Consider the following 16,607-nt stretch of genomic DNA (forward strand, 5'->3'; position numbering starts at 1 on the left):
CTGACGAACGGCGGCGGCGTTCACGGCGTCCCGTACGGGTGCGGAGCGATAATCACCCGTATGGGGAAACGCTATGAACGGATCGACGGCAGAATTCGCGCCTTCATCGAGGACCAGCCCGTTTTCTTCACCGCCACCGCACCGCTGGCGGACGACGGCCACGTCAACCTCTCGCCCAAAGGCCGCGCCGGGACCCTCGTCGTGATCGACGAGCTGACCCTCGCCTATCTCGACTTCGGCGGCAGCGGCGCCGAAACCGTCGCGCACCTCCGGGAGAACGGCCGCATCACCCTGATGTGGTGCGCCTTCACCGGGCCGCCCAAGGTGCTGCGGGTGCACGGCCGGGGCGAGCCGGTCTTCCGGGACGACCCGCGCTGGGCCACGTACATCCCGTACTTCGCGGACGCCGACGGACCTGCCGCCCGCGCGATCATCGTCATCCACGCCCGGCGGATCTCCGACGCGTGCGGATTCGCCGTCCCCTTCATGGAGTACCGCGAGGAGCGCACGCAGCACGCCGAGCACTTCGGGCGGAAGTCCGACGAGGAGTTCGCCGCGTACTGCGCGAAGAAGGAGTACGTCCCGGTGAGCCTGGACGGACTCCCCGCGCTGCCGATGCCCCTGCCCCCGCGGACGGACCTCGCCGACCGGCCGGCTGAATCCGGGCTGCGTTCGGCGTAGCGCGGGGGCTTCCGGGAGGACGAGGGGCGCGGGCGCCACGTACGGTCCGGCCATGCGTACCGCTCGTAGCATCGCTCGCGCTTCTCGTGCTTCTCGTACGGCTCGCGCTTCTCGTACCGCTCGCGCCGCCGTCGTCCTCGCCGCCGCCACGCTGCTCACCCTCGCCACCGCCACCGGCGCCTCCTCCGCCCACCCGGCGGCCGGCCCCGCCCGGTCCTCCGACGTGCCGCTGCCCGAGCGGATGGCCGACACCGGCGGCGGCAGCCAGCTCCTCACCGCCGAGGCGCCCGACACCGGCTCGACCACCGGCCGGCTCACCTGGTGGGACCGGCAGGGTGACCGGTGGGTGGCCGCCGGCTCCGCCCCGGCACGCTTCGGGGCGGGCGGGCTCACCGAGGGCACCACCCGCCGGCAGGGCACCTCCACCACCCCGATCGGGGTGTACGACCTGCCGTACGCGTTCGGGACCGCCCCGGCGCCCGCCGGGACCGCGTACTCCTACCGCCCCGTGACCGAGGCGTCCTGGTGGTGCCAGGACAACGCCTCCCGCGACTACAACCGCTGGGTGGAGGGCCTGCCGGCGGACTGCCGGGCCGCCGAGTCGGAGCGGCTGACGGACTATCCGGAGCAGTACTCCCTCGCCATGGTCACCGGCTTCAACTACGACCGTCCGGTGCGCGGCCGGGGCGCCGGGATCTTCCTGCACGTCAACGGCGCGGGCGCCACGGCCGGTTGCGTCTCCGTACCGGCCGACGCGATGCGGACCGTGCTGGCCTGGGCCGACCCGGAGCGCGCCCCGCACCTCGCGATCGGCACATCCGATGGGCCGACCGCGCTGACGTCCGTCACCCGGTTCGGAGGAACCACCAAAGATTGAACTCGTCGCCGCGCGGCCCCTCTTCTTTGAACCCGCCGTCATTCAAATCCGTATCGGCGGACACGGAGGAGAGTTGAGGTGCAGTTCCGTGGCGATGATGCACAACGGTCGGGCCGCCAGACGGCAGACCATGCGCGCGATCAGCCCCCAGCGGTCGGGCGCGCTGCCCCTGCTGGTGATGTGCTGGGCGGGCGCGGCCGCCGTCATGGCGTTGTGGTGGCAGAACACCGCGGTCGTCCACATGGCCATGGCCGAGTGGCTGATCGGCGGCGGACGGCTCACCGGGCTGCTGAGCGGCTATCTGATCGCGATCGTGGTGCTGCTGATGGCGCGGGTGCCGGCGCTGGAGCGGCGGGTGGGCTCCGACCGGGTGGCGCGCTGGCACGCGGTGGCCGGCCGGTACGCGGTGAGCCTGGTGATCGTCCATGTCGTGCTCACGGTCTGGGGGTACGCGGTCCAGGCGAACAGCCCGATCGTGGCCCAGACGATCAGCGTGATCACCGAGTTCCCGCGGATGATCGAGGCGACCGTCGGGACCGTGCTCCTCATCCTGGTCGGCTTCGTCTCGGCCGGGACGGTACGCCGCAAGGTGCGCTACGAGACCTGGTACTACCTGCATCTCCTCACCTATGCCGCGGTGTACCTGTCGTTCTGGCACCAGCTCGCCACGGGCGCCGAGTTCGTCGGCAACGCGACCGCGCGGACCGTCTGGTACGTGCTGTACGCCACCGCCGGGGCCCTGCTGTTCTGGTACCGCGTCCTGACGCCGGTCCGGCTCAACCTGCGCCACCGGATGCGGGTCGACTCGACGGTGTACGAGGCGCCGGGCGTGGTCTCCGTACTGATCACCGGGCGGCGGCTGCACCGGATCGGCGCGCAGCCCGGCCAGTTCTTCCGCTGGCGGTTCCTCACGGACGGGCTGCGCTGGAGCTCCAACCCGTACTCCCTGTCGGCGCCGCCGCGGCCGGATCTGCTGCGGATCACCGTCAAGGCCAACGGCGAACACAGCGAGGCCCTGGCCCGGCTGGAGCCCGGCACCCGGATCTGGGCGGAGGGTCCTTACGGCGCGCTGACCGCGGGCCGGCGCAGCCAGGAGAAGGTGCTGATGATCGCGGGCGGCGCCGGTATCACCCCGATGCGGGCCCTGTTCGAGACGCTGCCCGGTGAGCCCGGCGATCTGACCCTGCTCTACCGGGCCAGCAAGACCGAGGACCTGGCGCTGTGGAGCGAGCTGCGCCAGATCGCCTCGGCGCGCGGGGCGCGGCTGCTGTACGCGGTCAACGGCCCCGACGGGGTCCGGCCCGAGATCACTCCGCAGCGGCTGCGTGAGCTGCTGCCGGACATCGACGACCACGACGTGTACATGTGCGGGCCCACCGGGCTCGCCCGTCAATCGTACGAAGCACTGCGCGAGGCGGGCGTGCCCGCCCGGCGCATCCATCACGAGTCCTTCGAAATGTGAGGCAGCCGGTGAAGAGGAAGCATCCGCTCCGGCGGATCATGATCGGTGTCGCCGCGACCGCGTCGGGCATCGTGCTGCTGCTCGCGCTGAAGCAGCCCGGCGGGTCCTCGGTGGTCGGGGCGACGGCGCCGCCGGGAACGGCCGCCGGCGCTTCGGCGGGGGCGGCGGGCGCCACGGGCGGGCAGGCCCTGCTCGGGGACGCCGTGAACACCCAGTACGGCCCGGTACAGGTGCGGCTCACCATGGCCGGCGGGAAGATCGCGCAGGCCGAGGCGGTACAGGCGCCGGGGGCCGACGCGCGCAGCAAGTCGATCACGGCCGACGCCGTGCCGAAGCTGAACCAGGCGGCGGTCACGGCACAGAGCGCGCAGATCGACGCCGTGACGGGCGCCAGCTACACCAGCAAGGGCTACCAGGAATCACTCCAGAGCGCGCTCGACAAGGCGGGTACGGGCGCCACGGGCACCACCGGCGGTACGGGCGCCACCGGCGGGGACGGGGGCAGCGGCTCGGCCGAGGCGAGCGGACCGGACGCGGGCGCGGACACCGGAGCGGAAGCGGGCACCGGAGCGGGTACGGGCACGGAGACCGGAGCGGGGTCGGGCACGGCGCCCGCCGCCCCGCAGACCGTCCTCGGCAGCCCGGTCGACACCCAGTACGGCGCGGTCCAGGTGCGGATCACCGTCGCCGACGGAAAGCTCACCGCGTCCGAGGCGGTCCAGGCCCCGTCGGCGGACGGCCGCTCCAAGTCCATCACCTCCGGTGCCGTGCCGAAGCTGAACCAGGCGGCGGTCACGGCACAGAGCGCGCAGATCGACGCCGTGTCCGGCGCCAGCTACACCAGCAAGGGCTACCAGGAATCACTCCAGAGCGCGCTCGACAAGGCGGGCCTCTGATGGCGCCCGAGGGGGCGCGGCTGCGCCATGTCGAGGAGTCGATGGGCACGGTCTTCTCGTTCGACATCCGGGGCGTACGGGACCGGCCGAGGGTAGGGGCGGGGCTCCAGGCGGCGGTGGCCTCGCTGCACCGCGCGGACGAGATCTTCTCGACGTACCGCCCCGACAGCCAGATCTCGCGGCTGAACCGGGGTGAGCTGACGCTCGCCGGCTGTCTGACGGAGGTCGTCGAGGTGCTCGACCTGTGCGCGGAGGCCGAGCGCGAGAGCGACGGCTGGTTCACGACCGGCTACGCGGGCGGCGTCGACCCGACGGGGCTGGTGAAGGGCTGGGCGGTGGAGCGCGCGGCCCGGATGATCGCCTCGTCCGGTGCGGCCTCGGTCTGCCTCAACGGCGGCGGCGACATCCAACTGGTGGGCGGCCCCTGGCGGGTGGGCATCGCCGACCCGCTGCGCCCCGGCGAACTGGCCACGGTGGTGGAGGCCCACCAGGGCCTGGGCGTGGCCACCTCGGGCCCGGCGGAGCGCGGCTGCCACGTCCTGGACCCGCACACGGGCGAGGCCCCGGCCGGCGGCCTGGCCTCGGTCACCGTGGTCTGCCAGGAGGGCGTGACGGCCGCGGACACCCGGGCGACGGCGGCGTACGCGATGGGCGACCGGGCGCGGAAGTGGCTGGAGTCCCTGCCGGGCACCGAGGGCTTCGCGGTCACCCCGTACGGCGACACGTGGGCGACGAGCGGCTTCCACCGGCATGTCGCGACGGTGGGGGTCTGAGCGGCGGCGACACAGCGCCGTGCGGGCGGCCCGGGGCGACTCGGGCGGCCCGCACGGCGGCCGGAACGTGAGGCCCCGGGCGCTCAGCGGTCGTTCTGGGCCAGTTTCAGCAGGTGGTCCGCGAGCGCCTGGCCGCCCGCCGGGTCGCGGCTGATCAGCATCAGGGTGTCGTCGCCCGCGATCGTGCCCAGGATGTCGCTCAGTTCGGCCTGGTCGATGGCGGAGGCGAGGAACTGGGCCGCGCCGGGCGGGGTGCGCAGGACCACGAGGTTGGCGGACGCCTCGGCGGAGATGAGGAGTTCGCCGGCGAGGCGGCGCATCCGTTCCTCCTTGGCCGACCCCCCCAGCGGGGCGTGCGGGGTGCGGAAGCCGCCCTCGCTGGGGACCGCGTAGATCAGTTCGCCGTTGGTGTTACGGATCTTGACCGCGCCCAGTTCGTCCAGGTCGCGGGAGAGCGTCGCCTGGGTGACGCTCAGCCCGTCGTCCGCGAGCAGTTTCGCCAGTTGGCTCTGGGAGCGCACCGGCTGCCGGTTGAGGATGTCGACGATCCGGCGGTGGCGGGCTGTTCTGGTCTGCGGCACGGACGGCCCGCCGTGCTCTGCTCCCTGGGCGTCGGTCATCGTCTTCGTCTCATTTCTCAGGATCGTCCGTCCCCGTGCGCGTCGTCGAGGATGCCGGGCAGGGCTTCCAGGAACGCGTCCACCTCGCTGTCGCCGATGATCAGGGGAGGCATCAGCCGTACGACGTCGGGGGCGGGGGCGTTCACCAGGAAACCGGCACCCTGGGCCGCCTGTTGCACCATCGGCGCGAGCGGCCCGGTGAGCACGATACCCAGCAGCAGTCCCGAGCCGCGGACGTGGGAGACGAGCGGGTGGCCCAGACCCTCGGCACCGTCGCGCAGCTTCTCGCCGAGCCGCTTCACCTCGTCGAGGCGTCCTTCGGCGGCGAGTGTGTCGAGTACGGCGAGCCCGGCGGCGCAGGCGACCGGGTTGCCGCCGAACGTCGTACCGTGCTGGCCGGGCTTGAGCAGGTCGGCGGCGTCCCCGAAGGCGATGGTGGCGCCGAGCGGCAGGCCGCCGCCGAGGCCCTTGGCGAGGGTGACGACGTCGGGTTCGACGCCCTGGTGCGCCTGGTGCTCGAACCAGGCGCCGGTCCGGCCGACGCCCGTCTGGACCTCGTCCAGGACGAGCAGGGTGCCGGTGGCGCGGGTGATCTCCCGGGCGGCCTCCAGATAGCCCCTGGGCGGGACGACCACGCCGTTCTCGCCCTGGATCGGCTCGATGATCACGAGCGCCGTCTCCTCGGTGACGGCGGCGCGCAGCGCGTCGGCGTCTCCGTACGGTACGTGCGTGACCTCGCCGGGCAGCGGCAGGAAGGGGGTCTGCTTCGCGGGCTGGCCGGTGAGCGCCAGGGCGCCCATGGTCCGGCCGTGGAAGCCGCCGTCGGTGGCGACCATGCGGGTGCGGCCCGTCAGCCGGCCGATCTTGAAGGCGGCCTCGTTGGCCTCGGCGCCGGAGTTGCAGAAGAACACCCGTCCCGGGCGGTCGAAGAGCTGGAGCAGCCGCTCGGCGAGGGCGACGGGCGGCTCGGCGACGTAGAGGTTGGAGACATGGCCGAGCGCGGCGATCTGGCGGGAGACGGCCTCCACGATCGCGGGGTGTCCGTGGCCGAGCGCGTTCACCGCGATGCCGCCGACGAAGTCGGTGTACTCGGTGCCGTCGGCGTCCCGGACACGGGCGCCCTCACCGTGTACGAGGGACAGCCCCGGCGTTCCGTAGTTGTCGGCCATGACGCCCTGCCAGCGGTGGATCAGCTCCTGGTTGCCGGTCACTTCGCTCCCTTTCCCTGGGTGGGTGTCGGTCCGGTCTCCCGCGCGTCGGGCACGACCATGGTGCCGATGCCCTCGTCGGTGAAGATCTCCAGCAGGATCGAGTGCGGGACCCTGCCGTCGAGCACGCGTGCCGTGGTGACGCCGTTGCGTACGGCGAACAGGCACCCTTCCATCTTGGGCACCATGCCGCTGGACAGCTCGGGCAGCAGCGTCTCCAACTGGGTGGCGGTGAGCCTGCTGATCACGTCGTCGCTGTTCGGCCAGTCCTCGTACAGGCCCTCCACGTCGGTGAGGACCATCAGCGTCTCGGCGCCGAGCGCGGCGGCGAGCGCGGCGGCGGCGGTGTCGGCGTTGACGTTGTAGACCTCGCCGTCGTCGGCGCCGCGGGCCACGGAGGAGATGACCGGGATCCGGCCGTCGCCGAGCAGTGCCTCGATGGCGCCGGTGTCGATCGCGGTGATCTCACCGACCCGGCCGATGTCGACCGGCTCGCCGTCGATCAGCGGCCGGTGCTTGACGGCGGAGATGGTGTGCGCGTCCTCGCCGGTCATGCCGACGGCGAGGGGACCGTGCTGGTTGAGCAGGCCGACCAGCTCGCGCTGCACCTGTCCGGCGAGGACCATCCGTACGACGTCCATCGCCTCGGGCGTGGTGACGCGCAGGCCGGCCTTGAACTCGCTGGCCAGGCCGTGCCGGGCCAGTTCGGCGCTGATCTGGGGGCCACCGCCGTGCACGACGACCGGCTTGAGTCCGGACTGCCGCAGGAAGACGACGTCCTGGGCGAAGGCGGCCTTCAGGTCCTCGTCGATCATGGCGTTGCCGCCGAACTTGATGACGACGGTCTTCCCGTGGTGCCGGGTGAGCCAGGGCAGCGCCTCGATGAGGATCCGCGCCTTGGGCAGCGCGGTGTGCTTGCGGGCGTTCATGAGCTGTACGCGCTGTTCTCGTGGACGTACTCGGCGGTGAGGTCGTTGGCCCAGATGACGGCCGTGTCCGTACCGGCGGACAGGTCGGCGGTGATGCGGACCTCTCGGTAGCGCATGTCGACCAGGTCGCGGTCCTCGCCGACGGAGCCGTTCTTGCAGACCCACACGTCGTTGATGGCGACATTGAGCCGGTCGGGCTCGAACGCGGCGCCGGTGGTGCCGATCGCGGAGAGCACCCGGCCCCAGTTGGGGTCCTCGCCGTGGATGGCGCACTTGAGGAGGTTGTTACGGGCGATGGAGCGGCCCACCTCGACGGCGTCGTCCTCGGTCGCGGCGTTGATCACCTCGATGCGGATGTCCTTGGAGGCGCCCTCCGCGTCCCCGATGAGCTGCCGGGCCAGGTCGGCGCAGACCGTACGGACGGCCTCCGCGAACACGTCGTACGCGGGGGCGACCCCGGACGCGCCGGAGGCGAGCAGGAGAACGGTGTCGTTGGTGGACATGCAGCCGTCGGAGTCGACGCGGTCGAAGGTGGTACGGGTGGCGGCGCGCAGCGCGGTGTCCAGCGCGGCCGTCTCGATGTCGGCGTCGGTGGTGAGGACGACGAGCATGGTGGCGAGGCCGGGCGCGAGCATGCCCGCGCCCTTGGCCATGCCGCCGACGGTCCAGCCCTCGCCGCCGGCGACCGCGGTCTTGTGGACGGTGTCGGTGGTCTTGATGGCGATGGCGGCCTTCTCGCCGCCGTGCGCGGAGAGGGCGGCGGCGGCCGTGCCGATGCCGGGCAGCAGTTTGTCCATGGGCAGCAGGACGCCGATGAGGCCGGTGGAGGCGACGGCGATCTCCCCGGCGCTGTGGCCCGCCAGGACCTCGGCGGCGTGCTCGGCGGTGGCGTGGGTGTCCTGGAAGCCCTTCGGGCCCGTACAGGCGTTGGCCCCGCCGGAGTTGAGGACGACGGCGGAGACGGTGCCGCCCTTGAGGACCTGCTCGGACCAGAGGACGGGGGCGGCCTTGACACGGTTGGAGGTGAAGACGCCCGCGGCGGCGCGGCGCGGCCCCTCGTTGACCACGAGGGCCAGGTCGGGTCCGCCGTTCTCCTTGATCCCGGCGGCGATGCCCGCCGCCGTGAATCCCTTCGCTGCGGTGACGCTCACGGTGCCACTCCGATCGTGGTCAGTCCGGTGGACTCGGGGAGTCCGAGGGCGATGTTCATGCTCTGCACCGCGCCGCCCGCGGTGCCCTTGGTCAGGTTGTCGATGGCGCTGACGGCGATGACACGGCAGGCCGCCTCGTCGTACGCGACCTGGAGCTGGGTGGCGTTGGAGCCGTACACGGAGGCGGTGGCGGGCCACCGGCCCTCGGGGAGGAGGTGCACGAAGGGCTCGTCGGCGTACGCCTTCTCGTACGCGTCGCGCACGTCCTGGGCGGTGGTGCCGGAGGTCGCCCTGGCGGAGCAGGTGGCGAGGATGCCGCGCGGCATCGGGGCGAGGGTGGGGGTGAAGGAGACGGTGACCCGCTCGCCCGCGGCGGCGCTGAGGTTCTGGATCATCTCGGGGGTGTGCCGGTGGCCGCCTCCGACGCCGTACGGGGTCATGGAGCCCATGACCTCGGAGCCGAGCAGGTGCGGCTTGGCGGACTTGCCGGCGCCCGAGGTGCCGGAGGCCGCGGTGATCACGGCCTCGGGCTCCACGAGTCCGGCGGCGTACGCGGGGAACAGCGCGAGCGAGACGGCGGTGGGGTAGCAGCCGGGCACCGCGACCCGCTTGGTCCCCTCCAGCGCGGCCCGGGCGCCGGGCAGCTCCGGGAGGCCGTACGGCCAGGTCCCGGCGTGCGCGGAGCCGTAGAACCGCTCCCAGTCGGCGGCGTCCTTCAGCCGGAAGTCGGCGCCCATGTCGATGACGAGGACCTCGTCGCCGAGCTGTTCGGCGACGGCCGCGGACTGCCCGTGCGGCAACGCGAGGAAGACCACCTCGTGACCTGCGAGAACGTCGGTGGTGGTGGGAGCGAGGACGCGATCGGCCAGGGGAAGCAGATGCGGCTGGAGCCCGCCGAGCCGCTGTCCCGCGTTGGAGTTTCCGGTGAGGGATCCGATCTCGATCCCGGGATGGGCGAGGAGCAGACGGAGCAGTTCCCCGCCCGCGTATCCGCTCGCTCCTGCCACCGCTGCACGTACAGCCATCGAAAAGCCCTCCTCAGTAATGGCATGACTATACGTAGCGATGCAGTTTTATGCAACGAGATGTTCTCCGGCGGAGGGGAGCCTGTGACTGCGCGGCCGAGGCGGCCCTTCGGTGTTGTGTCTATGCCGTGGAGTGGGTGGCTTGGTGGCGGTAGTCGCTGGGCGGGAGTCCGTAGGCGGTGCGGAAGGCGCGGCTGAAGTCGGCGGGGTGGGTGAATCCCCAGCGGGCGGCGATGGAGTGGATGGGGGCGGTTCGGAGCGCGGGGTCGGTGAGGTTGTGGCGGGCGCGTTCCAGGCGCTGCCGCCGGATCCAGGAGGCGACGGTGGCGTCTTCGTCCTGGAAGAGGCGGTGCAGGTAGCTGAGGGAGATGTGGTGTGCGGCGGCTATCGAGCGTGGGGTCAGGTCGGGGTCGTGCAGGTGCTGCTGGATGAACGCCTGAATGAGCAGGGTCAGGTTTCGCCGGCGGGTCTCCGGCGTCAGGGACGTGTCGGTGTCGAGGGTGTGGGCGAACAGCGCGGCGACCAGGTCGGTCAGGACCGTCCCCAGACGGGGTGCGTCGTCGGGGGTGTACTGGTCGGTGTTGCTGGTCAGCTGGGTGAGGAACTGGGCCAGCAGTGCGCCGACGCCTTCCTTCGCCGACATCCTCCGTCCGATCGTCTGGTCGGCCCGGCCCCTCGGCAGGGGCAGCTGCGCCTTGGGGAACTGGACTCCCACGATTTTGGTGTGCTCCTGGCCGGTCCATGTCTCGGACGGCCGTGAGGAGTCGTTCGAGTGGAAGTCGTACGCGTCGCAGGTCGCTTCCTGTCTGCCCAGGACGAGTCTCCCGCTGCCTTTCAGGACGAGGGTGAGCTGGTAGACCTCGGGGTCGGACTGCCTGATCAGCTTCGGCGTCCTCCGGATGACCAGCGGCTGGAATTCGCCCGGCCATACCGACACCGCACCGAGTTCGATCAAGCGCTGGTGCACCCGGAAGTCGGCCGCATGGTCGCTGGACAGCTCCATCGGGGCGTGCGCCCGGCTCATGAGCTCCCGCCAGCACTCGAACCGGTTCGCCGCGGGCACGTCCTCACTCCGGAACGCCGTTTCGACCAGCATGTCCCCCACCATCTCTCATCGAGTACCTGACCGGCTTGCCACCGCTCCTCCACTCTCATCCCCAGCGGACCAGCACTTCAACAAGGCCTGGCCGTGCGGCCCGGACCTGCGGCCGGTCTCGCGGGCTCCGGGCATCGCGGCGTCGGCGGCGGCCGCGCGACTGCGCATACGGCTTCTCGCCCCGCGACCATCGTCACCAGGCCCACGGCAGTTCGCCCTCGGATACGAGGCCGTCAAAGTCGGTGCGGCCACTTGGGACGGTGTAGACGCATCGTCAAGAAGCGTGGTCTCTCGGACAACGACGTCCCGTCGACACCACGGCAATATCGATGCCGTCACCACCACATGCCCTCGGCACGCGCCCGAGGCCCAACGGGGAGAGAACATGCGGGCGAAGTGAGCGCACCGGCCGAACTCGGCCTCCCTGGGGGGGGACTGTTGGTCCATTCGTTGCAGTCCCGCAGCCGAAGCGGTCGTGGCGGGAAGGGAACGATCGCGGACAGCAAGGGCGTCGGGGGCGCTCGTCGGCCGCTGAGAAGGTCCGACCGACTCCCCCACCCGGCGCGCATTTCCAATTCCGAGCCTGGGAGTGCTGATGGCGCGCGTCGTCAACAGCCGTGGCGCTGATCACAGGCACACTCCGGCTCTGAGAAAACGGCTTCTCAAGTCTGGTCCAGAAGGGATCAACATGCGAGTTACACGGATGGTCGCAGGGTTCACAGCCGCCGTCACCGCTGTCCTCGGGCTGAATCTGGCAACCGCCGGCTCCGCCGCGGCTGCGGAGAGCGGCAGCTGGCGTCCCTACGGCAACACAAATCCGATTACGTCCAGCTCCAGCCTGTGGCGTTGCGCCACCACCGTACACATCCAGAGCGATGTGCTCGCGCAGGTCTGCGCGGTCAGGGCGTCACAGGGGAACGGGACCGGCGTACAGGCGGCGGTGATCGTGCGCAACAATAAATCCAGCTCCTACCGTGCGACAGCAACCGCGGACCTGGGGGACTCCACCGGTTACGTGGGCGAATGGGAATGCTCCCCATCCGGGGTCGGGGCGAATTCCTGGTCGGTGTGTTTCGGACGGACCATCACCCATGGTGGCTGGGTGGACTCGGCAGGGAGACTCAACGGTGTGCAGCTCGGCATTTCGCCGACTGTCTGAACCGGAGCTTGAGCGTTCTCTGATCTCACGGTGCCGACCGTGAGCTGGACGCTCCTGTGAAACGGCGAATCTCCTGGCAGACGGGTTTCTCGACCAGGACCACCCCGTCCGCCAGGAGCTTCGTGTGCTCGTTCACCGTCTTCGACCGATCTGTCCAGCAGCAGCCCGCGGTTCCTGGCGGAACAACAGCTTCCCCCAGGGCTCTTCACGCCACCGCGTCGTGATCGACGCGGTCCTCCACCTGGTGAACACGGCATCAAGTCCACCGGGACACCGGTGGACTTCCGGACGCCGGCCGAAGCGCTCAGCCAGAGCCCGGGAGGGCGGGCCGGTTGCGTACCAGCAGGATCACGGGCACCGCGGCGAGGACGAAGAGCACACCCGCCATCGCGACGTAGAGGTACACGCCGGTCGCGGTGCTCACCGGGGCACCGTCGGCAAAGGTCCCGGGAACGAGGGTCGCTTTGAGCACCTCTCCCCCGGCGAAGTTGAAGACGACCGAGCCGAGTGCGAGCACGACCGACACCAGACCGGCGATCGTGCCCTGCCGCTCGGGCGCTTCCATGGCGGTCGCCAGGTTGTAGCCGGAGGCGCCGATCGCGCCGGCGGCCACGCCGACCAGGGCGCCGCAGGCGATCGCCAGCGGGAGCACCGACACACCCGCCAGCATCGCGAAGGTCGCCACTGCCCCGACGGTGATGCCGCCGAGGAGGGGCGGTGCGGGACCGAACCGCCCCGCGAGCCATCCGGCGCACGTGCCTCCGATGACGATGCCGAGATTGGGCGCGGCGAGCAGCACCGCGACCGCCTCTCCGTCGCCCAGCCCGTAACCGAGCCCCAGGCCGGGGGGCACCTGGGCGACGATGCCCGTCAGTTGCAGCATGCTCCGGAAGGAGCCTGCCGCCAGTACGAGGGCCAGCAGCGTCAGCAGGACCGGGCGGCTGAGCGCCCGGATGTCGATGATGGGTTCGTCGACCCGCAGTGCGCGGAACGCCCAACCGGCCAACGCGGCGGCGCCTGCGGCCAGCAGCGCGATCATGCCCCCGGACAGCCATCCGAGGTCCCGCCCGAGGCTGACGTAGGCGAGCACCGCGCCGAGGCCGCCGCCGAGCAGGAGCGCCCCGCCCACGTCGATCCGGCCGGTGCCGCGGACCGGCGACTCGGGGATGAGGGTACGTACGCAGATCGCGGCCACCGCGGCGAGCAGCGCCGCCACGACGAACACGCTCCGGTAGCCGAACTCATCGATGACCGGCTTCATCAGGAACGGCTCGACGATTCCGACGAGCGACGAGCCGGACGTCACGAGCCCGACCAGGGCCATCGCGACCCGTGGTGCGCAGATCTGGCGTGCGAGGGCCACCGTGAGGAAGACGGCGGCGAAGGCGGCGCCCTGGAGGAAGCGCCCCGCCAGGAACGTCCAGACGTTGGGGGCGACGAGGCAGACCAGCGCTCCCGCGCCGGCGAGGAGCAGTGTGCCGACGAGTATCCGGCGCTTGCCGAAGAGGTCGGAACTCTTCGCGATCAGCGGGGACCAGATGGCCCCGGCCAGTAACGCGCTCGCGTTGAGCCACGCGGCCTGGTCGGTGTCGAAATGGTCCAGCAACTGGGGCAGGACCATCATCGGCGAGCCGATGACCACGTCGGCGAGGACGTTGGCGAGGGTGAGCACGACCGTCCAGAGGACGAGCCGTTTGCTCCAGTGGTGCTCCTGGGGGCCGGGGGCCGGTTTTTCCCGTGTGTCGGTCACGGTTGTCGCTGTCACCGTTGTCTCTTTCACGGTTGTGTCGGTCACGGTGCGTTCTCCCGCGGGTTGTGGGGGTGGGACAGGGGTCCGGTTCAGGGCGCGCCGGCGGATGCGCGCAGCGCCTCGTTGCGGGCGGCGATGGCGGCCCAGGTGGGGGGGAGCATGCGGTCTCGGCCGCTGTGGACCCGGCCCTGGGCGAAGGTGACATAGGGGCGCTGCCGGGCCTCGTACCGTGCGAACGCGGTGGTGTGGTCGCCGCCGCACCCTTCGAGTTCCTCGGCGAGGAAGCGGGCGCCGGTGAGCGCGAGTGAGGTGCCACGGCCGGACAGGAAGGCCGGGCTGTACCCGGCGTCCCCGACGAGGACGACGCGGCCGCGGTGCCAGGTGGGCAGGTGGATCTGGCTCGCGGAGGTGAGGAAGAAACGGGGATCGGCGCGGGCCGCGTCGAGCAGCTCCGGGATCCGCCAGGACCGGTGGCCCGCGAAGGCGTCGACGAGGATCTTCTTCTGGGCGTCCAGGTCGTGGTGGTCGTGGTCGATCCGTTCCGAGCGGAACTGGAAGACCGCGACGGCCTTGCCCTTGTAGCGGAAAATGCCCGCCATCCGGCGGGGGACGTTGTATATCGAGTTGGTGCCCCCGGACCGCGCCTCTCCGGGGAGGTCGGCGAGGGCGAAGTAGACACCGAGGTGCCGGAGGTGGTCACCCTCGGGCCCGAACACCAGCCGGCGTACGGCGGAGTGCTGGCCGTCGGCGCCGAGCACCAGGTCGTACCGCCCGGTGCGGCCCGACGCGAAACGCACATCGACACCGCCGTCGCCGTCGGTCAGTGTCTCGATCGAGTCGCCGAAACGGATCGCCGCAGTGTCCGGGAGCGCGTCGGCGAGGATACGTACGAGGTCTTCGCGCAGGATCTCGATGTCGTCGTCGGAGTCGCTGACCTCGGCCATCGGGATCCGGGCCACCGGCTCGCCCTCGCCGTCCACGAACCGGGTGAGTTCGGACATCCGGATCCGTCGCTCCTGAATCTTCGCGAGTACTCCCATTCTGTCCACGGCCTCGATCGCGTCGCCGCGGATGTCGATGGGTGTGCCGGTAAACCGGAGGCGGCGGGCGTACTCGACGACGGTGACGTCATGGCCGCGGGTGCCGAGCTGATGTGCGCAGGCGAGCCCGGCGATACCGGCTCCGGAGACAAGGATGTTCACGAGTGCGCTCCAGGTTTCGCTGAGGTGGATGAGGTGATCGGATCGGCCGCCGCCCGCCGGCCGGGCAGGCGTACCCCGCGGAGCGGTACGTCCTGCGGGCAGGCCGGGGCATGGCGACCGAACGCTTAAAGAAACAATCTGTCGCTTTTAAGGACTCTACTCACCACCGGCTTGCACCGCAATGCCGCACCTGGCCACAATCGGCACCCGAGCCGAGACCTGGAGGTGAGCGCGGCCATGGCCGCAGGAACCGCTGACCGGCCGCCCGCACGGCGCCCGGGTGGCCGCAACGCGCGGGTGAGAGCGCAGATCCTCGCCGCGACCGTCGAGCTCGTGGCGCGCGACGGCATCGCGGGCTTCCGTTACGAGGAGGTCGCCGAAACCGCCGGCGTGCACAAGACCAGCGTCTACCGCAACTGGCCCGACCGTGAGGAGCTGGTGGTCGAAGCGCTGCTGCGGTACGCCGAGGAGCTGGCCTCGGTCGCCGACACCGGCGACCTCCACCGGGACCTGGTGGACTTCCTGGAGGCCCTTGCCGGTGGCCTGGAAACACCGTTCGGCCGGATGCTCGAACAGGCCATCCAGCCCGCCCGCCAGACCCCCACCGTCCAGGCTCTGACCAAGATCCTCGACCAACGCGTGGCCGCCCTGCGGCGACGGCTGGACACCGCCGTCGACCGGGGCGAACTCCCCCCGGTGGACAGCTCCTTCCTCGGCGAGATGATCTCCGGCCCGGTGCACCTCATCGTCAACCGCGGCATGCGCCCGTTCACCCGCGCGGACGCGGAGCGCATCGTCGGCGTGGTGCTCGCCGGTATCCGGGCCACGGCACCGCGCGTCTGAGCGATCGCCCTGGCCGCGCCGTTCGGGCCGGGGAGTACGGGGGACAGCAGAGGGTTACGGGCGGCGGCCCCACGCGGAGATCATCGGGGCGGTGGCCAGGTCGAGGCGCCCGGCCGTGACGTTCGCGAGGTGGCGGTCGATCTCCTCGTCGGTGGCCAGCCCTTCCGCCACCAGACGGCCGCGGATCTGCCGCACGGTCGCGGCCTCCAGGACGGCACACGCCGGCGAGGTGATCGGGAAGTACGCGTCGGCCCGGACCTCGTCCAGACCGGCCTCCCGCAGCAGCCTGGGCAAGGTCCGCCCGTACGTGAGGTCCGCGCCGCGTGCCGCCATCAGGGTGCGGAAGCCGGATCGCAACCGGTTGGCGAGCCGCTGTTCAGGACCCGACTCGTCCGGGCACAGCAGCGGCTGCAGCCCCGGATCGGCGTCCTCCAGGAGCAGCAGGCCGCCGGGCCGCAGCGCCTGGACCATCCGGCGCAGCGCCTCGGCCCGGTCGGTGACGTGCACCAGGACCAGCCGGGCGTGGACGAGGTCGAAGCCGCCGGGCGGCGGCGGGTCGGCCGCCACGTCATGGCGTACCACCTCGATCACGCCACCGGCGATCTCCCGGGTCCAGGACACGTCGATATCGGTGGCGATCACCGTTCCCTCGGGGCCGACGCGCTCGGCCAGTCCGCGGGGTACGGACGGGCCACCGGCGCCGACCTCCCAGCACCGCATGCCGGCCGCGATCCCGAGCCGGTCCACGTGCTGGAACGTCACCGGGTCGAACAACTCGCCCAGGGCGTCGAACCGGGTACCCGCCTCCACCTGGCGGTTGTCCAACAGGTAGCCGTGGTCCGTGCCGTGCTCAGCCATGCGGCGATTCTGGCAGAGGGGCGGGGGAGCGGCGCGAACCGGTCGGGGGCCCGTCGGCGCCCCGCGCGCCGCCGAGA

General features: G+C 71.4%; 16 protein-coding genes. 7 read left to right on the forward strand and 9 right to left on the reverse strand.

Translation table 11 applies throughout. The features are described from left to right. The first annotated feature begins 60 nt into the window (after positions 1 to 60). The 5 genes from ACFXPL_RS24265 to ACFXPL_RS24285 all read left to right on the forward strand — a co-directional run bounded on the left by ACFXPL_RS24265 (position 61) and on the right by ACFXPL_RS24285 (position 4,689). A complete protein-coding gene (locus ACFXPL_RS24265; RefSeq protein WP_384923247.1) occupies positions 61 to 681 on the forward strand; it encodes a pyridoxamine 5'-phosphate oxidase family protein in 621 nt (206 codons plus the stop codon). A gap of 52 nt (positions 682 to 733) precedes the next feature. Continuing rightward, on the forward strand, positions 734 to 1,558 hold the full coding sequence (locus ACFXPL_RS24270) for a L,D-transpeptidase (RefSeq protein WP_384923250.1): 825 nt from the start codon (positions 734 to 736) through the stop codon (positions 1,556 to 1,558). Positions 1,559 to 1,652: 94 nt separating this feature from the next. Beyond that, entirely contained in the window at positions 1,653 to 3,020 is a 1,368-nt protein-coding gene (locus ACFXPL_RS24275) for a ferric reductase-like transmembrane domain-containing protein (protein ID WP_384923395.1), read from the forward strand. Positions 3,021 to 3,028: 8 nt separating this feature from the next. Beyond that, positions 3,029 to 3,916, forward strand: coding sequence for an FMN-binding protein (locus tag ACFXPL_RS24280; protein ID WP_384923253.1), 888 nt, complete (start codon positions 3,029 to 3,031; stop codon positions 3,914 to 3,916). Beyond that, the gene (locus tag ACFXPL_RS24285) at positions 3,916 to 4,689 is read left to right on the forward strand and encodes an FAD:protein FMN transferase (RefSeq protein WP_384923255.1); all 774 of its coding nucleotides are present in this window, start codon (positions 3,916 to 3,918) and stop codon (positions 4,687 to 4,689) included. The genes ACFXPL_RS24280 and ACFXPL_RS24285 overlap by 1 nt, the downstream gene beginning before the upstream one ends. Before the next feature lie 83 nt (positions 4,690 to 4,772). Here the strand turns inward: ACFXPL_RS24285 and ACFXPL_RS24290 are convergent, their stop codons facing one another. From ACFXPL_RS24290 to ACFXPL_RS24315, 6 genes are all read right to left on the reverse strand, one after another. After that, positions 4,773 to 5,309, reverse strand: coding sequence for an arginine repressor (locus ACFXPL_RS24290; protein WP_384923258.1), 537 nt, complete (start codon positions 5,307 to 5,309; stop codon positions 4,773 to 4,775). Positions 5,310 to 5,326: 17 nt separating this feature from the next. Then, entirely contained in the window at positions 5,327 to 6,520 is a 1,194-nt protein-coding gene (locus ACFXPL_RS24295) for an acetylornithine transaminase (protein ID WP_384923261.1), read from the reverse strand. After that, positions 6,517 to 7,446 carry an acetylglutamate kinase gene (argB, locus tag ACFXPL_RS24300; RefSeq protein ID WP_384923263.1) on the reverse strand — a complete coding sequence of 310 codons (930 nt, stop codon included), beginning with the start codon at positions 7,444 to 7,446 and terminating at the stop codon, positions 6,517 to 6,519. Before argB ends, ACFXPL_RS24295 begins: the two co-directional genes overlap by 4 nt. Continuing rightward, entirely contained in the window at positions 7,443 to 8,597 is a 1,155-nt protein-coding gene (gene argJ, locus ACFXPL_RS24305) for a bifunctional glutamate N-acetyltransferase/amino-acid acetyltransferase ArgJ (RefSeq protein WP_384923266.1), read from the reverse strand. The genes argB and argJ overlap by 4 nt, the downstream gene beginning before the upstream one ends. After that, positions 8,594 to 9,622, reverse strand: a complete 1,029-nt coding sequence (argC, locus tag ACFXPL_RS24310; RefSeq protein ID WP_384923268.1) for an N-acetyl-gamma-glutamyl-phosphate reductase — start codon at positions 9,620 to 9,622, stop codon at positions 8,594 to 8,596. Before argC ends, argJ begins: the two co-directional genes overlap by 4 nt. A 121-nt stretch (positions 9,623 to 9,743) precedes the next feature. After that, positions 9,744 to 10,718 (reverse strand): helix-turn-helix domain-containing protein, encoded by a 975-nt coding sequence (locus tag ACFXPL_RS24315; RefSeq protein ID WP_384923271.1) that lies wholly within the window; start codon positions 10,716 to 10,718, stop codon positions 9,744 to 9,746. Between the two features lie 595 nt (positions 10,719 to 11,313). Between ACFXPL_RS24315 and ACFXPL_RS24320 the strand changes: the two genes are divergently transcribed. Beyond that, positions 11,314 to 11,877, forward strand: coding sequence for a hypothetical protein (locus ACFXPL_RS24320; protein ID WP_384923274.1), 564 nt, complete (start codon positions 11,314 to 11,316; stop codon positions 11,875 to 11,877). A 304-nt stretch (positions 11,878 to 12,181) separates the two neighbouring features. Here the strand turns inward: ACFXPL_RS24320 and ACFXPL_RS24325 are convergent, their stop codons facing one another. Together ACFXPL_RS24325 and ACFXPL_RS24330 are read right to left on the reverse strand one after the other, a co-directional pair. Further along, complete coding sequence (locus ACFXPL_RS24325; protein WP_384923277.1) at positions 12,182 to 13,627, reverse strand: MFS transporter; 1,446 nt, start codon at positions 13,625 to 13,627, stop codon at positions 12,182 to 12,184. Between the two features lie 89 nt (positions 13,628 to 13,716). After that, positions 13,717 to 14,829 carry an FAD-dependent monooxygenase gene (locus tag ACFXPL_RS24330; protein ID WP_384923280.1) on the reverse strand — a complete coding sequence of 371 codons (1,113 nt, stop codon included), beginning with the start codon at positions 14,827 to 14,829 and terminating at the stop codon, positions 13,717 to 13,719. A 237-nt stretch (positions 14,830 to 15,066) separates the two neighbouring features. Here ACFXPL_RS24330 and ACFXPL_RS24335 point away from each other — a divergent pair, with 237 nt between their 5' ends. Then, complete coding sequence (locus tag ACFXPL_RS24335) at positions 15,067 to 15,672, forward strand: TetR/AcrR family transcriptional regulator (protein WP_384923283.1); 606 nt, start codon at positions 15,067 to 15,069, stop codon at positions 15,670 to 15,672. Between the two features lie 54 nt (positions 15,673 to 15,726). Here the strand turns inward: ACFXPL_RS24335 and ACFXPL_RS24340 are convergent, their stop codons facing one another. Next, positions 15,727 to 16,530, reverse strand: a complete 804-nt coding sequence (locus ACFXPL_RS24340; protein ID WP_384923286.1) for a class I SAM-dependent methyltransferase — start codon at positions 16,528 to 16,530, stop codon at positions 15,727 to 15,729. Between the last annotated feature and the right edge of the window lie 77 nt (positions 16,531 to 16,607).

The sequence above is a fragment of the Streptomyces sp. NPDC059092 genome, from assembly GCF_042756365.1.
Taxonomy (GTDB): Bacteria; Actinomycetota; Actinomycetes; order Streptomycetales; family Streptomycetaceae; genus Streptomyces.

Excerpts from the sequence above, each read along its gene's own strand:
- ACFXPL_RS24265 (WP_384923247.1), top strand. The coding sequence starts at position 61 with ATGGGGAAACGCTATGAACGGATCGACGGCAGAATTCGCGCCTTCATC.
- ACFXPL_RS24270 (WP_384923250.1), top strand. The coding sequence starts at position 734 with ATGCGTACCGCTCGTAGCATCGCTCGCGCTTCTCGTGCTTCTCGTACG.
- ACFXPL_RS24275 (WP_384923395.1), top strand. The coding sequence starts at position 1,653 with ATGATGCACAACGGTCGGGCCGCCAGACGGCAGACCATGCGCGCGATC.
- ACFXPL_RS24285 (WP_384923255.1), top strand. The coding sequence starts at position 3,916 with ATGGCGCCCGAGGGGGCGCGGCTGCGCCATGTCGAGGAGTCGATGGGC.
- ACFXPL_RS24290 (WP_384923258.1), bottom strand. The coding sequence starts at position 5,309 with ATGACCGACGCCCAGGGAGCAGAGCACGGCGGGCCGTCCGTGCCGCAG.
- argB (WP_384923263.1), bottom strand. The coding sequence starts at position 7,446 with ATGAACGCCCGCAAGCACACCGCGCTGCCCAAGGCGCGGATCCTCATC.
- argC (WP_384923268.1), bottom strand. The coding sequence starts at position 9,622 with ATGGCTGTACGTGCAGCGGTGGCAGGAGCGAGCGGATACGCGGGCGGG.
- ACFXPL_RS24315 (WP_384923271.1), bottom strand. The coding sequence starts at position 10,718 with ATGCTGGTCGAAACGGCGTTCCGGAGTGAGGACGTGCCCGCGGCGAAC.
- ACFXPL_RS24320 (WP_384923274.1), top strand. The coding sequence starts at position 11,314 with ATGGCGCGCGTCGTCAACAGCCGTGGCGCTGATCACAGGCACACTCCG.
- ACFXPL_RS24335 (WP_384923283.1), top strand. The coding sequence starts at position 15,067 with ATGGCCGCAGGAACCGCTGACCGGCCGCCCGCACGGCGCCCGGGTGGC.
- ACFXPL_RS24340 (WP_384923286.1), bottom strand. The coding sequence starts at position 16,530 with ATGGCTGAGCACGGCACGGACCACGGCTACCTGTTGGACAACCGCCAG.